The 14,382-nt window shown below is 65.6% G+C and carries 12 protein-coding genes and 1 tRNA gene; 2 read left to right on the forward strand and 11 right to left on the reverse strand.

Translation table 11 applies throughout. The features are described 5' to 3' along the window. Window positions 1–45 precede the first annotated feature (45 nt). The 4 genes from EN857_RS16985 to obgE all read right to left on the reverse strand — a co-directional run bounded on the left by EN857_RS16985 (window position 46) and on the right by obgE (window position 4,370). A complete protein-coding gene (locus EN857_RS16985) occupies window positions 46–633 on the reverse strand; it encodes a nicotinate-nucleotide adenylyltransferase (protein ID WP_127394277.1) in 588 nt (195 codons plus the stop codon). A gap of 249 nt (window positions 634–882) precedes the next feature. After that, complete coding sequence (locus tag EN857_RS16995) at window positions 883–2,169, reverse strand: glutamate-5-semialdehyde dehydrogenase (protein ID WP_127390821.1); 1,287 nt, start codon at window positions 2,167–2,169, stop codon at window positions 883–885. A gap of 3 nt (window positions 2,170–2,172) precedes the next feature. Then, window positions 2,173–3,339, reverse strand: coding sequence for a glutamate 5-kinase (gene proB, locus EN857_RS17000; RefSeq protein ID WP_127390820.1), 1,167 nt, complete (start codon window positions 3,337–3,339; stop codon window positions 2,173–2,175). Window positions 3,340–3,341: 2 nt separating this feature from the next. Then, window positions 3,342–4,370: a GTPase ObgE gene (gene obgE / locus EN857_RS17005; RefSeq protein WP_127284549.1), complete on the reverse strand. Its 1,029-nt coding sequence runs from the start codon at window positions 4,368–4,370 to the stop codon at window positions 3,342–3,344. A 249-nt stretch (window positions 4,371–4,619) separates the two neighbouring features. Between obgE and EN857_RS17010 the strand changes: the two genes are divergently transcribed. Beyond that, window positions 4,620–5,483, forward strand: a complete 864-nt coding sequence (locus EN857_RS17010; RefSeq protein WP_135858903.1) for an endonuclease/exonuclease/phosphatase family protein — start codon at window positions 4,620–4,622, stop codon at window positions 5,481–5,483. 161 nt (window positions 5,484–5,644) lie between these two features. Here the strand turns inward: EN857_RS17010 and EN857_RS17015 are convergent, their stop codons facing one another. The 3 genes from EN857_RS17015 to EN857_RS17025 form a co-directional block, all read right to left on the reverse strand. Continuing rightward, window positions 5,645–6,232 carry a GNAT family protein gene (locus EN857_RS17015; protein ID WP_127390819.1) on the reverse strand — a complete coding sequence of 196 codons (588 nt, stop codon included), beginning with the start codon at window positions 6,230–6,232 and terminating at the stop codon, window positions 5,645–5,647. Between the two features lie 118 nt (window positions 6,233–6,350). Further along, window positions 6,351–6,620: a 50S ribosomal protein L27 gene (gene rpmA / locus EN857_RS17020; RefSeq protein WP_126057796.1), complete on the reverse strand. Its 270-nt coding sequence runs from the start codon at window positions 6,618–6,620 to the stop codon at window positions 6,351–6,353. Between the two features lie 102 nt (window positions 6,621–6,722). Beyond that, window positions 6,723–7,406, reverse strand: coding sequence for a 50S ribosomal protein L21 (locus EN857_RS17025; protein WP_127390818.1), 684 nt, complete (start codon window positions 7,404–7,406; stop codon window positions 6,723–6,725). Window positions 7,407–7,803: 397 nt separating this feature from the next. Between EN857_RS17025 and EN857_RS17030 the strand changes: the two genes are divergently transcribed. Then, a tRNA-Ser gene (locus tag EN857_RS17030) sits at window positions 7,804–7,893 on the forward strand. A 100-nt stretch (window positions 7,894–7,993) separates the two neighbouring features. Here the strand turns inward: EN857_RS17030 and hutH are convergent. From hutH to EN857_RS35780, 4 genes are all read right to left on the reverse strand, one after another. Continuing rightward, a complete protein-coding gene (gene hutH, locus EN857_RS17035; protein ID WP_135858907.1) occupies window positions 7,994–9,481 on the reverse strand; it encodes a histidine ammonia-lyase in 1,488 nt (495 codons plus the stop codon). Between the two features lie 261 nt (window positions 9,482–9,742). Next, window positions 9,743–9,913, reverse strand: coding sequence for a hypothetical protein (locus EN857_RS34800; protein WP_187331380.1), 171 nt, complete (start codon window positions 9,911–9,913; stop codon window positions 9,743–9,745). A 647-nt stretch (window positions 9,914–10,560) separates the two neighbouring features. Beyond that, window positions 10,561–12,405, reverse strand: a complete 1,845-nt coding sequence (gene recQ / locus EN857_RS17040; RefSeq protein ID WP_127390812.1) for a DNA helicase RecQ — start codon at window positions 12,403–12,405, stop codon at window positions 10,561–10,563. 138 nt (window positions 12,406–12,543) lie between these two features. Beyond that, window positions 12,544–14,211: a sulfotransferase gene (locus EN857_RS35780; protein ID WP_245511334.1), complete on the reverse strand. Its 1,668-nt coding sequence runs from the start codon at window positions 14,209–14,211 to the stop codon at window positions 12,544–12,546. Window positions 14,212–14,382: the final 171 nt, after the last annotated feature.

Below are 14,382 nucleotides of genomic sequence, written 5' to 3' on the forward strand. Positions count from 1 at the left end.
AAAGCGACATGGCCGAACTTTCCCCTTCTCGCTAAGGGGGACGTTTCAGCTCCTTGCCGCCTTGCGGATGGCACTCGACGACAGCGACGAGCGCGGGCCGTGGATGAAAGTCCAGGCCGGCGCCTTCATACGAGCAAGCCGCGGCGCGTCACCCTCGTCGACGCGGGCGTAGTCGAAGGTCTTGGCGACCACCGAGGAGAGGAACGACAGCGTCGCGCCCGGGCGGTCGATGACGGCGATCGGGAAGGTCATGACGATCTGGCGCCAACGCTGCCAGCGATGGAAATCGCGAAGCGAGTCGGCGCCCATGATCCAGACGAAGTCGACGCCGGGATTGCGCGCCTTGACCAGCGCCAGCGTGTCGGCGGTGAAACGGATGTGTTGAGCGGCCTCGAAAGCGCTGACCTTGATCTTCGGATTTTTTGCGATCTGCTCGGACAGCTGCAACCGCTCGGCCAGCGGCGCCAGCTCGCGCGTGCTCTTCAGCGGATTGCCCGGCGTCACCATCCACCACAGCTGGTCGAGCGCCAGCCTTCTCAGCGCGATCTCGGCGACCAGCGCGTGGCCGGCATGCGGCGGATTGAACGAGCCACCGAACAGGCCGACGGCAACGCCCTTGCCGGCATGCGGCATGCGCAGATAGTGCGCTGGGACGGCGGGCTGAGGGGACGAGAGCACGGTGCTAGGCCCCCCTCTCTGCCCTGCCGGGCATCTCCCCCTCAAGGGGGGAGATCGGCAGATCGTCCGCAGGCGCAAATCTTATGACGTAGGCGATTGGCGAAGCCCTATGCGCAAGTCGATCTCCCCCCTTGAGGGGGAGATGGCCGGCAGGCCAGAGAGGGGGGCCTGGGCGCAAGCTTCAACCTCTAGCGGCAAATAGCATCAAGGCCTCACCTGTCCCGACCCGCGCACGCGGTACTTGAACGAGGTCAGCTGCTCGACGCCGACCGGTCCGCGCGCATGCATCTTGCCGGTGGCGATGCCGATCTCGGCGCCCATGCCGAACTCGCCGCCATCGGCAAATTGCGTCGAGGCGTTGTGCAACAGGATCGCCGAATCGATCTCGTTGAAGAAGCGCTCCACCGCTTCAGCGTCCTCGGCCAGGATCGCCTCCGTATGGTGCGAGGAGAAGCTCTCGATGTGCTCGATCGCGCCGGTGACGCCATCGACCAGCTTCACCGCGATGATGGCTTCGAGATACTCGGTTACCCAGTCGGCATCGGTCGCGGGACTGGCGTCGGAGAACGCCTTCAGCACCTCGTTATCGGCATGGATTTCGCAGCCGGCGGCCCGCAGCGCCTCGAGGATCGGCACCAGATGCGTTCCCGCCGCCGCACGGTCGACCAGCAGCGTCTCGGCCGCGCCGCAGACGCCGGTGCGCCGCATCTTGGCGTTGACGGCGATCTTCACCGCCATGTCGAGATCGGCCGATCGATCGACATAGACATGGCAAATGCCTTCGAGATGGGCAAAGACCGGCACCCGCGCCTCGCTCTGCACACGCTCGACCAGGCTGCGGCCGCCGCGCGGAATGATCACGTCGAGATTGCCGCCGAGGCCTTTCAGCATCTCGCCGACGGCGGCGCGGTCGGTGGTCGGCACCAGCTGGATCGCATCCTGCGGCAGGCCGGCCGCTTTCAGCCCCTCGACCAGGCAGGCATGGATCGCCGCGGACGAGTTGAGCGAATCCGAGCCGCCGCGCAGGATCACCGGATTGCCGGCCTTCAGGCAGAGCGCGCCGGCATCGGCCGTCACATTCGGCCGGCTCTCATAGATGACGCCGACGACGCCGAGCGGCGTGCGCACGCGCTCGATATGGAGTCCGTTCGGCCGGTCCCATTCTGCGATCACGTCGCCGACCGGATCCTTTAGCGCGGCGATCTCGCGAATGCCGTCGGCCATCGCCTCGATGCGCGACGGTGTCAGTTTCAACCGGTCCATGAAGGAACCGGAAAGGCCGGATTCCTCGCCATTCGAGACGTCGATTGCGTTGGCGTCGAGGATCGCCTGCTCGTTGCGAAGAATGGCTTCGGCCATGGCGACAAGCGCGGCGTTCTTGGCGGCGGTGGTGGCAATGGCCAGCGGTCGGGCTGCGGCGCGCGCCTGGCGGCCGATATCGGCCATCAGCGCCGCAGTGTCGTCTCGGGATTTTTCATGCAGCTTCAGCATGGCTCATCCTCCGCTTCGGCCGGCCAATACTTGATCAACGGCCAATACTTGATCACTCGAATGGCTCACCACAAGGTCGTCGCGGTGGATCATCGCCGAGCGCGCCTCGTAGCCGAGCACGGTTTCGATCTCGGCCGTCTTCAGGCCTGCGATCCTTACGGCATCGGCGGCATCGTAGGCAACCAGGCCGCGCGCGATCTCGCGGCCCTCGGGCGATAGGATCGCCACCGTATCGCCGCGCGAAAAATTGCCGCTGACCAGCTTGACGCCCGCCGGCAGCAGCGACTTGCCCGATAGCAGCGCGCCGATGGCGCCGGCATCGACGGTGAGCCGCCCCGCCGGTTCGAGCTGCCCGGCGATCCAGGTCTTGTAGCCCTTCACCGGATTGGCGCTCGGCTTGAAGAAAGTGGCGCGTTCGCCGCGTTCGATCGCCATCAGCGGCGACAGCCTGGTGCCCGACGTGATGACCATGGCGGTGCCGGCCGCATTGGCGATCTTGCCGGCGTCGAGCTTTGTCCGCATGCCGCCGCGCGACAGCTCGGAGGCGGCCGCGCCCGCCATCGCCTCGATGTCGGGGGTGATGCGGTCGACCACCGGGATGAATTTCGCTTGCGGGTCCCTGGCCGGTGGCGCCGTGTAGAGCCCATCGATGTCGGAGAGCAGCACCAGGAGGTCGGCGCCCATCATCGTCGCCACACGCGCCGCCAGGCGGTCGTTGTCGCCGTAGCGGATTTCCGAGGTCGCCACCGTATCGTTCTCGTTGATGACCGGCACCGCCTTCATCTTGAGCAAGGTCGAGATCGTGGCGCGCGCATTGAGATAGCGCCGTCGCTCCTCGGTGTCGCCGAGCGTGAGCAGGATCTGGCCGGACTTCAGCCCGCCCTTGCCGAGCGCATCCGACCAGGCGCCGGCCAGCGCGATCTGGCCGACGGCCGCCGCCGCCTGGCTCTCCTCAAGCTTCAGCGCTCTCTTTCCCAGGCCAAGGATCGTGCGGCCGAGCGCGATCGCGCCCGACGAGACGACGAGCACCTCGGCGCCGCCATGGGCAAGCCCGGCGATGTCGTCGGCGAGCGAATCCAGCCAGTCGCGCTTCAGCCCCGTGCCGCGGTCGACGAGCAGCGCCGAGCCGATCTTGACGGTGATGCGCCGGTATTTCTTCAGCGATTGCATGGTCACTGCCAGCGCGTGTCGACGGGCGCCGGAACGGCGTCGCGGGCCTCGGCCACGACAGCCATCAGCGCGCGCTGCACCGCTTCCACGCCTTCGCCGGTGACGGCCGACAACAGCAGCGGCGCGCGGCCGGCGGCGCGCTTAAGCGAGGCCGTCTTCTTCTTGCGCGCCTCGGCGTCGAGGATGTCGATCTGGCTGAGCGCCACGATCTCGACCTTCTCGGCCAGCCCGTGGCCATAGGCCTCGAGCTCGGCGCGCACGGTCTTGTAGGCTTTGCCGGGGTTCTCTTCCTGGGCGGAGACGAGATGCAGCAGCACGCGCGTGCGCTCGACATGGCCGAGGAAGCGGTCGCCAATGCCGACGCCCTCATGCGCGCCCTCGATCAGCCCGGGGATGTCGGCGATGACGAATTCGCGACCGTCGATCCGGGCGACGCCGAGGCCGGGATAGAGCGTGGTGAAGGGGTAGTCGGCAATCTTCGGCTTGGCCGCGGTGACGGCCGCGAGGAAGGTCGACTTGCCGGCATTGGGCAGGCCGACCAGGCCGGCGTCCGCGATCAGCTTCAGCCGCAGCCATATGCTGAGCTCCTCGCCCGGCAGGCCGGGATTGGCGCGGCGCGGCGCCTGGTTGGTCGAGGTCTTGAAATGCTGGTTGCCGAAGCCGCCATTGCCGCCCTTGGCGAGCAGGAAGCGCTGGCCGACGACGGTGATGTCGCAGATCAGCGTCTCATTGTCCTCGGCAAAGATCTGGGTTCCGACCGGCACCTTGAGCGTGACGTCGGCGCCCTTGCCGCCGGTCATGTTGCGGCCCATGCCGTGCATGCCGGTCTTGGCCTTGAAATGCTGCTGGTAGCGATAGTCGATCAGCGTGTTCAGCCCGTCGACCGCCTCCGCCCAGACATCGCCGCCGCGGCCGCCGTCGCCGCCATCCGGTCCGCCGAACTCGATGAATTTCTCGCGGCGGAACGACACCGAGCCGGCGCCACCGTCGCCGGAGCGGATATAAACCTTTGCCTGGTCGAGAAATTTCATCGGATCTTCGGGTTTCTGCTATTGCGCTTGCGGGATTGCTCTAAAGCAATTCCAGGAAAAGTGTGAGCGGTTTTCCGTCCGGAATTGCGTAGGAAGAACGAGATAGGGCGGGTCGCCGTTTCCGGGAAACGCAGACCCGGTCCATCAAGCGGGGCGAAGGGCGAGGGCGGTTTGCGACTAAAGCGCCGGATGCCCTTTTGCCAGGGACGCGGTAGCACTGTGGGCGGGCGGAGCTGGAGGGGCGCGGGAATGAAGCTTGTCACCTACAACATCCAGTACGGCATAGGTCTCGACGGCAGCTACGATGTTTCCCGCATCGCCGATGCCGTGCGCGGCGCCGATGTGATCGCCTTGAAGGAGGTCACCCGCAACAACCCCAGGAACAACAACCGCGACATGGTGGCCGAGCTCGGCGAGGCGCTGCCCGACTATTTTGCCGCCTATGGCAGCAATTTCGAGGTCAACATCTCCTCGCGCCTGGAGGCCGGCCGCGCCATCACCACCACCTTCCAGCTCGGCAACATGGTGCTGTCGAAGACACCCATTCATCTGTCGCGCAACCTTCTTCTGCCGCGCAGCCGCAGCCTGGAAGCGATGAACTTCCAGCGCGGCGCGCTCGAGGCGCTGATCGAGACACCGCTCGGCTTCATCCGCTTCTACTCCACCCATCTCGACCATCGCAGCCCCGTCGAGCGCCAGAGCCAGATCCGCTTCCTGCGCCAGCGCCTGTTGAACTATGCGCTGGAGGGCGGCGGCCTTTCCGGCATTCCCGAAATCGGCCTGCCGGACCTGCCCTACCCTGAAGCCTTCATCGTCATGGGCGACTTCAACATGCTGCCCGGCTCGGCGGAATATGCCGAGCTTGCCGGCCGCCCGGACCACGAATTCGGTATGCCCTTGACCGCCGACCTCGCCGTCGACGTCGCCGAGCGCCTCGGCGTCCCGGATCTCGCCACCTGGGTCGACCCGAAACGGCCCGACGATGCGAGCCGCCACAAGCGCATCGACTACATCTTCACCAGCGCCTCGCTCGCCAGGTCGCTGAAGCGCTCGTGGGTCGACCGGCAAGCGGTGGGTTCGGACCATTTGCCGGTATGGGTCGAGTTGGGCTGAGCGCCCTCAGATGCGCCCAAGATGGGTCGAGATTCAGGTCAGGCTGCGCCGAGAATGGTGACTTCCGAGACCCGGAGCGGAGCGTGCTTGAAGCACGTGAGCACCGGAAGCGCAGGAAGTCGCCGTTCGCAGGCCAGCCTCACCTGAATATCGGCCCATCTTTAGAAGTGGACCCAGTTGCGCAGGCTGGTCCACGTCTTGCGATCGAGCCGGTAGCGCTCGACCGGCACCTGGCCGGCGACGATCGAGTTCAGCATGCCCTGGCCGGCATACTGGAAGCCGCACTTGTGGATGACCCGGCGCGAGGCCGGATTGATGACCCGGGTCGAGGCGTGCAGCACCTGGGTCGAGGTGTTCTGGAAGGCGAGGTCGACCAGCGCGTGCGCGGCCTCCGTCGCATAGCCGCGCTTCCAGTAGGGTTCGCCGATCCAGTAGCCGAGCTCCAGCCCGCGATCGGTGGTGTTCAAGCCCGCGCAGCCGACGAAGGTGCCGGTGCCGGCTAGCGTCAGCGCATAGACGATGCCTGCCCGGCGCGATGAGGCCATGGCCAGGAAGGCGCGAGCCTCGGCCTCGCCGTAGGGATGCGGCATGCGGGCCAGCATCTCGGCCACATGACGGTTGTCGGCGAGCGCCACCAGTTGCCCGACATCGCTGTCGCGCGGGGCGCGCATCACCAGCCGCTCGGTGGCCAGCGCCGGGCAGTCTATCGCGTAACTTTCGTCGTCCGTGTCTTCCGCTTCGGCAACCATTTTCAGTCCTCCAGGCAAAGAAAAAGGGGAGATGGAAACCCATCTCCCCTGATCCTTTTCCTGGCCTGGCCAGACACCGGTTCCCGAGATGGGTGCCGGTGTTGTGGTGCGGAACCGGCTATTCCGCTGCTTTGGTAATCGGGTTCACCGAAACGTAGGTTCGGCCGTTGGCTTTTTTGTTGAAGGCGACTGCGCCGGCTTCGAGCGCAAACAGGGTGTGGTCCGTGCCCATGCCTACGTTGGTGCCCGGATGCCACGAGGTGCCGCGTTGACGAATGATGATGTTGCCCGGAATCACGGCTTCGCCGCCGAACTTCTTCACGCCGAGCCGCTTGGAGTGCGAGTCGCGACCGTTGCGCGACGAACCGCCAGCTTTCTTGTGTGCCATCTAACTAACTCCGATACGCCTCGAGGGGCGTTTGAATGGTCTTATGAACGCGTTCGCGTTCCGTTTCAAGTCCGATCCGGCGATCGTTTCGCCGGCTCCGCCTTACTTCTTCGCCAGCTCCTTGGCCTGCTCGCGCCAGTCCTTGATCTGGTCGGCGCTGAACGGCATGTGCTCGTCGATCTTGGCGACATCCTTGTCGGAGAGCTTGGCGAGCTGCGCGAAGGTGATGATGCCCTGCTCGTTGAGATCCTTGGCGGCGACCGGGCCGATGCCCTTGATCACGGTCAGGTCGTCCGGCTCGCCCTTCGGCGCCTTGAACAGCGGCGCGGCAGCGGCCTCGACAGTAGCTTCCGCCTTCGGAGCGGCTTCCTTCTTGGCCTTGGCCTCCTTCGGAGCGGCTTCGGCCTTCGCCTCGGCGGCAACCTCTGCCTTGGCCTCCGGCTTGGCGGCGGCCTTCTTCGCCGGCTTGGCGCCACCCAGCAGGATCTCGGCGATCCGGACGGTGGTCAAAAGCTGGCGGTGGCCGATCTTGCGGCGCGAATTCTGCCGGCGGCGCTTCTTGAAAGCGATGACGGTGCGGTTCTTGCCCTGCTCGACGACTTCGGCCGTGACCAGAGCGCCATCGACGAACGGCGCGCCGAAGGTGACGTTCTCGCCCTCGCCATGCGCCAGCACATTGCCGATCTCGACGATGTCGCCGACCTTGGCTTCGAGTTTCTCGATCTTCAGGAGATCGTTGGCGGCGACGCGATACTGCTTGCCGCCCGTTTTGATGACTGCGAACATTTTTTGCCTTTCGCTGTTCGGTCGGCCTCGATGAACCGCATCAAGCGGTTCGGCCGTCTTTTTGTCAGTCTGCGGGTTCAAAAAACAAGCGGCGCGGAAGACCCCTCCACGCCGATTGCGCGCGTTCCCTAACCGAAGGTCCGGTCAAAGTCAAGGCAAGCAGCCGACACCATGAACGTCGGGCGGTTAGCGGCGCCCAGGCCGGCCGCCGTCATCCATGTGAGAGGCGAACGTTGACGCCGCCGACTGGCCACCTGGCCGCCCCGCGGGAAGCGCTTGGCGGTGACCAAATCGACACCACGTCAAAGAAGCCTGACATCCGGCAGATTTGGCCTTGTAACCTTGACGTCCAGTCGTTATCTAGTGCGCCGCGCCGGCAACGGCCGACCATGACCGCGGAGAGGTGGCAGAGTGGTCGAATGCACCGCACTCGAAATGCGGCATGCTCGCAAGGGCATCGGGGGTTCGAATCCCTCCCTCTCCGCCATCCTGCTCGTTCTTCGAGCTTCGGGGAACAGCCCGCTCCTCGTGCGAAGCAGGTTGCCCCTCCGAAGCTTTGGCGCAGGCGGGCGGCTCGGAGCTGCCTTTCACTGACCCACATCGGCTTCGCGGATGAAATCGCGCAGCTTTTCCATGTCCCAGGACAGCGGGCGGTCATCGCTGTAGTGCGCGACGCGCTGGCGGATGGCGCGATAGATGGCATCGGTGCCTGGCGCCCGTGCCGCGCGGTCGGACAGGAAATCATGCGCCTGCGCGGCCGCCATGAGTTCTATCGCCAGAATGTATTCGGCGTTGTCGATGACGGCCAAAAGCTTGTTGGCCGCCACGGTCGGGTGGGCGAGGAAATCCTCCTGCAGGCCGGACGTGACGCCGCCGTCTGTCGCCGCCGGCGCGGCAAGGCGTCGATTGACGTTGCTTAGCGAAGTGGCGGTGTACTGGGCGATCATGAAGCCGGAATTGCAACCGCCTTCCGCCGCCAGGAATGCCGGCAGATTGTTGACCAGCGGGTTGACCAGGCGGTCGATGCGACGTTCGCTCATGGCGGCAACCTGCGCCAGCGCAATCGTCAAACTGTCGGCGGTCTGACCGAGCGCGGGCGCCACCGGATGCGCCTGCGAAAACACTTTCGGATCATCGATCGTGCCGGAGACCGCGGGATTGTCGGTTACCGAGGCCAGTTCACGATCGACCAGTAGCGCGGAACGCTCGAGGACTTCCCGCGCCGCGCCGTGCACATGCGGCACCGCGCGAAGGCTGAGCGCATCCTGCGTGCGACTGCCCTGCGCCGCCGCGATCAGCCCGCTGCCATCGAGCAGACGCCGCAACGACGTGCCGACTGCCTCGATGCCGGGCGACGGCCGCATGGCGAGCACATGTTCGTCGAAGGCCGCCATCTGCCCGCCCGCGGCCTCCAGCGTGAGCGCCGCCGCCGCATCGGCCCAGCACAGCAAACGCTCGGCGCGCACCAGCGCGATGCTTGTCAGGCCGGTAGCGCATGCCGTGCCGTTGACGAGGCTCAAGCCTTCCTTGGCGCCCAGCACCAGCGGCTCCAGGCCGATCTCGGCCAGAGCCTGGCGACCGTTCATCCTGCGTCCGGCGACCCTTGCCATGCCCTCGCCGATCAGCACCAGCGCGATATGGGCATTGTGCGTGAGATATCCGGCAGATCCCCGGGAAGGAACTTCCGGAATGCAGCCGCGCTCGAGGAAGGTGAGCAGATTGCGGACGATCTCGGGCCGCACGCCCGAATGGTCATGCGCGAAATTTGCCACCTGCACGGCGATAATGGCGCGGATACCGCGTTCAGGCGCCAGTTCGCCGACGCCGCAGGCGTGGCTGAGAATGATGTTGCGCGACAGCTTCTCCTGCATGGCTGGCGCCACCACCTGGCTTGCAAGCGCCCCGACCCCGGTGTTCACGCCATAGGCACGGATGCCCTTTTCGACGAGGCTTGCCACGATGCGGTTCGCATGGGCGATGCGATCCCAGGCGGCCGGCGCCAATTCCAGCTTTTCGCCGTCTCCGACGCGCGCGATGTCGCGCCAGTTTGCGGCATTGTCGATGATTATTGTCATTCGTGCATTCCACCCGGGCTGACGCCCTCAAAAACTGCGCTGGGTCCCAGCAGCGCCGTACCTAAGGCTTTCCGAGCATGCCTTTTGTAGGAATTTCGCCGCGGCGGGGGACAAAGGTGAAAAAAATCGGCGGAACTTGGCTCGTGCCGACCGGCGTTCGGCAACTGCCAGCCAGGAATGCGCCTTACGATCGGGAAACGTGGCCTGAGCCACCGCGATGGCGGGTTCTTCTCCGCTTTCCACCGTCGGCATAACGCCGTGTCAGCGGTTGAACTTGCCCTCGTAACCGTAGCTAATGTCGCTCGGCAGGCTGAGCGCAGCTTGCCGGAATTCGAGGTTGAATATCTGATCGGCATAGCGGCCATCGTTCAACAGCCCGTCCCATGCGAAGAACGCGGCAACCGCGACAAGGATGAGCATAAACGATCGCATCGCGATAATCCTCCCCCAAGGGGAACTAGGCGAACTGAAGCTTCCCGATAGAGTGCTTGCGCATCCTCAACACCAATAGGCGAGTAGCCGCGAACGGTGTCATGACGAGGAACGTCGTCGCGACGCTGACGAGCAACGACAACTGACAGAATGCACTGGGGACGTAACAAACAGCTTCCATAGCCCTAACCCCTTTGACCACCGTGTTTACCTTGGTGGCCTCCTCCGCCCTTCTACAAGCATGCTCCTCCTTCAGTAGAAATACAAGAGCTTGCTAATATAGGGATTTGGCGTTCTTGCTGGCCGATTTCGGATTCGTCGAACCCGCCAGCTATCATCAACGCCAAGGGAAAATCTGACAGCAACCGTTGCGTGCCATCCGCGGTGATGATGCGCAGCCGTTGCACTGTCTCACTGGGGCAACAGTCAGAAACTCATCGCGTTCGCCTCCCGCCGGATGTGGTCGGATGTCCCATGAACGCCGCGCTTTCATTTGAATTGTTGCGTCCAGCAGACGAGAGGCGCGCACCGGCGGCGCGAAGTCCAGGTTCCGTACCTGCCGCAGCATTGACGGCCCTTTGAGGTACCCGGCGTCGCAGAGATGCTCTCTAAGCGGCTACGCGCACTATTGAAGGGTATCGGCGCCGTCAAGCTCCGGATCCATGCCCGGCGATGGTTTCGAGAAATACCTCGCCGAACTCCCTGAGCTTGGCCTCGCCGACGCCGTTCACCTCGGCGAAGGCGTCGAGGTCGCGCGGGCGGCGGTCGGCCATGTCGATCAGCGTGCGGTCGGAGAAGACGACATAGGCCGGCACCTGGCGTTCTTTGGCCAGGCGCAGCCTCAGCGTCTTGAGCGTGGCGAGCAGCGCGGTATCCACGCCTTCCATGTCCGCTCCGCCACCCTCGGCGGAGCGCGCCTTGCCACGCATGGAGCGGTGCCGCGTCTCGACGCGATACTCGAACGAGCCCTCGCCACGACCGAGCGCATGGCCGCTGTCGGCGATGGCGAGGCCGCCATGGCCGGCCGGATCGGGCATGAGAAACCCGCCAGCGACGAGCTGGCGGATCAGTGACAGCCACGCAGGCCGTTTGTGCGCCATGCCGGTGCCGAAGCTGGCAAGCCTTTGATGGCTCCTGGCCAGCACCTTCTCGGTCTCATGGCCGAGCAGGATGTCGATGACATGGGCGGCGCCGAAACGCTCGCCGCTCTGTGCGACGGCGGCGAGGATGAGACGCGCCTCGGCGCTGCCGTCGGCGCGCGGCACCTGCTCAAGGCAGTTGTCGCAATTGCCGCACGGCTCGGCCTGTTCGCCGAAATAGCCGAGCAGCACCTGGCGCCGGCACTGCGCCGTCTCGCAATAGCCGATCAGCGTGTCGAGCCGGCCATGCGAGCGGCGCTTGTGCTCAGGCGCCGCATCTTCATCGTCGATGAACATGCGGCGCGTGCGGATGTCGCCGAGGCCGAACAGCATATGCGCCTCCGCCGCCCTGCCGTCGCGGCCGGCGCGGCCGATCTCCTGGTAATAGGCTTCGAGGCTGCCCGGCAGGTCGGTGTGGAAGACATAGGCGACATCCGGCTTGTCGATGCCCATGCCGAAGGCGATGGTCGCCACCATGACGACGCCGGAGAGCGTCATGAAGGCGTTCTGATTCGCTTCACGCGCCTCCTTGCTCATGCCGGCGTGATAGGCGAGCGCGGTGACGCCGTTCTTCTCGAGGAAGGCCGCCATCTCCTCCGTCTTCCGGCGCGACAGGCAGTAGACGATGCCGCTGCGGCCGGGATGCCGCTCGACGAAGCGCAGCAACTGGCGCTTGCTGTCCTGTTTGGCCTCGATGGCAAGCTTGATGTTCGGCCGGTCGAAGCCCAGCACCAGGGTCTCGACGCGTCCGGCGAACAGCCGGGCTTCGATGTCGGCGCGCGTCCCTTCGTCCGCCGTCGCCGTCAGCGCGATGACCGGCACATCCGGGAAGATGCCGCCGAGCCGCGACAGGTCCTCGTATTCGCGCCGGAACGCCGGCCCCCATTGCGAAATGCAATGCGCCTCGTCGACGGCGATCAGGCGGACGTCGAGCCTGGCGAGTGCATCGAGCATGCGCTCGGTCATCAGCCGCTCCGGGGCGAGATAGAGAAGCCGCGTCTGGCCGGACGCGACGCGGCGCCAGGCGGCGACGTTGGCGTCGCGGTCGAGCGAGGAATTGATCGTGTCGGCGGTCACACCTGCCAGGCGCAGCGCCGCGACCTGGTCCTGCATCAGCGCCACCAGCGGCGACACGACGATGGTGAGCCCGCCCAGCACCAGCGCCGGGACCTGGTAGCAGAGCGACTTGCCGGCGCCGGTCGGCATCACCGCCAGCACATGGCGCCCGGCAAGCAGCGCCTCCATCACCGCGGCCTGGCCGGGACGAAAATCGTCGAAACCGAAGACGTCCTTGAGGACGCGATGCTTGGCATCCCGTCCATCCGCCGGGACGCTCGCCGCCGATCTGTGCATCACCCGATGGTCCCCGGTTTGTTCGAGGCCATGGTCTTAAAGGCAAGATCGCCCGGGCGCCACCCGCCGCGTACGTCGCCTGCGTTCTGGTCGGCTTCAAGCGGCGGACCGTGCGCCGTTGCAGGCGCCCGATGCGACTCACTCTCCAGGTTCGCCCCTTCCGGCATTCACGTCTGCCGGCAGCTCGTAGCCGAATTCGCGGCAGAACATCTCGACGCGGGCGAGGAAGGCCGGCGGCAGACCCTGGAGATAGGTCCTGAGCGCCTCATTGCGTTCCCATTTCCGCAACGAGGTGGCGTGGACCGGATTGTCCGCATCGGCGCTGAAGCGGATCGCCGGCGCAATGCCGAACGCGCCGGCGATCCGCGCCTGTTCGGCATCCGGCTCGGCAATCAGGTCCTCATAGCGCAGATAGAGGATCTTTCGCGCCGGCTGGGCTTCGCGCAACCGGATCAAGCCGGCATACTCCGCCTCCCAGCGTTCGGTCGTGACATGGAAGGGGCGCAGATGCACCGTCTGCGGATGCGCGCTGGTCAGCACGTCGAAAGGATGGCGCACGCAATAGATCAGGCCGATGCCGGCGGGCAGCTGCCATAGCAGCTCATGGCTCTCGGCGGTGCGCTTGACGACGAGATTGGCATGCGGGCGCTTCAGTTCGAGCAGCTTCGGGAACGGCGATTCGAATTCATGGACATAGGTATCGTCGAAGCAGCCCATCAGCCGGCGAGCGAGCGTGGTTCCGCTGCGCGCGCAGCCGGCAATGAATATCCGCCTGGGCGCCCTGGTGCGGATGCCGAGGCGTCGAAGCCGTTCAGACAGCGGCGAGGTCACCCGGCGAAGGGTTCCGGGAAGCCGTTCCGCCATCCGCTCCTGCGCCGTATGGATTTCGGCCAGCGCGATACCACTCTCGCCGGCGACGGCATAGAGCAGCCATGTCCGGCCGTCTTCCTCGAAGGTCGCCGGATCGCGCAAGGCATTTTCCCGGCCTTTTGCCGCTCCTGTGCGGCTGCGCCGGACGGGCTCGCCATTGCCTTCGAACCCGCATGAAGGCCGCAGCAGCTCGGCCTTGCCCTGCACCTTCCAGCGTTGCCAGTCGCGGGCAAGATCGACGGTCCCGTGGAGGATCCGCTCCGGCGCATCGCCCCGGCGCGTGTAGTAGATCCTGAGCTGCTCGCCGCATGTCTGCACGGCGACATGCCTGGGGGAGAGACGGCGGCCCGAGGCAGGCAACAGCACGGGGCCCGGCTCGAAGCCCGAAAGCCCGTCGCTGGAGCGCGACAGCCTGACGGCGCCGGTGCCGAAAAGCCCGTACCACCAGCCGCCGTGACGGAAGATCCGCGCGTAGGATGGCCCGAGCGGCTCCGGATGGGGCTCGAAATGGATGCCGTCGCGCGAGGTCGCGGCAAAACTCGTCTGCCTGCGGCCGCCGGCCTCGGTCGGTCCGTGAAAATACATGACCAGGCGGCGGCCTTGATCGTCGACATGGACGTCCGGCGAAGCGATGTGTTCTCGCAGGAACGCGCACTGGTCGAGCGACAGCGACCCGCCGGGATGGACCCGCCACGGGCCCTGCGGCGAATCCGCGAAGGCGAGCCGGATGTATGTGCCGGTGTGGTGGGCGAAATAGAGATAATAGGCGCCGAGCCGGCCCGGCAGCCAGTCGGGGACCCTGATCAGCGACGGGCCGTTGATGTTGGCGCCATCGTCGCCCGGCAGCATGCCCGGCGTGATGATGGGCCCGTGCCGCCGCGCCTCCAGGACCACGCGAGCCCCAAGCTGAAAAGCCTCTTTGCGGCCTTCGTTCAAGCTTTGCCTCTCCACCCCCGTACATGGTCAGATACGTGCATTTCCAGAGGCCTGCAAATGGCCTGGTTTATCCACAGGCAGGAGAACCTCGATCGAGCCCGCGTTAAACCTATCTTCACCATGTTGCGGCACCGTCCCAGTCCTGCGGTGATGTTTTGAGTACCGCGGCGC

The sequence above is a fragment of the Mesorhizobium sp. M4B.F.Ca.ET.214.01.1.1 genome (genome assembly GCF_004791545.1).
In the GTDB taxonomy this organism is placed as follows: Bacteria; Pseudomonadota; Alphaproteobacteria; order Rhizobiales; family Rhizobiaceae; genus Mesorhizobium; species Mesorhizobium abyssinicae.

Excerpts from the sequence above, each read along its gene's own strand:
- EN857_RS16995 (WP_127390821.1), bottom strand. The coding sequence starts at position 2,169 with ATGCTGAAGCTGCATGAAAAATCCCGAGACGACACTGCGGCGCTGATG.
- proB (WP_127390820.1), bottom strand. The coding sequence starts at position 3,339 with ATGCAATCGCTGAAGAAATACCGGCGCATCACCGTCAAGATCGGCTCG.
- obgE (WP_127284549.1), bottom strand. The coding sequence starts at position 4,370 with ATGAAATTTCTCGACCAGGCAAAGGTTTATATCCGCTCCGGCGACGGT.
- EN857_RS34800 (WP_187331380.1), bottom strand. The coding sequence starts at position 9,913 with ATGCGATCGTTTATGCTCATCCTTGTCGCGGTTGCCGCGTTCTTCGCA.
- recQ (WP_127390812.1), bottom strand. The coding sequence starts at position 12,405 with ATGCACAGATCGGCGGCGAGCGTCCCGGCGGATGGACGGGATGCCAAG.
- EN857_RS17015 (WP_127390819.1), bottom strand. The coding sequence starts at position 6,232 with ATGGTTGCCGAAGCGGAAGACACGGACGACGAAAGTTACGCGATAGAC.
- EN857_RS17025 (WP_127390818.1), bottom strand. The coding sequence starts at position 7,406 with ATGTTCGCAGTCATCAAAACGGGCGGCAAGCAGTATCGCGTCGCCGCC.
- rpmA (WP_126057796.1), bottom strand. The coding sequence starts at position 6,620 with ATGGCACACAAGAAAGCTGGCGGTTCGTCGCGCAACGGTCGCGACTCG.
- EN857_RS16985 (WP_127394277.1), bottom strand. The coding sequence starts at position 633 with ATGCCGCATGCCGGCAAGGGCGTTGCCGTCGGCCTGTTCGGTGGCTCG.
- hutH (WP_135858907.1), bottom strand. The coding sequence starts at position 9,481 with ATGACAATAATCATCGACAATGCCGCAAACTGGCGCGACATCGCGCGC.
- EN857_RS17010 (WP_135858903.1), top strand. The coding sequence starts at position 4,620 with ATGAAGCTTGTCACCTACAACATCCAGTACGGCATAGGTCTCGACGGC.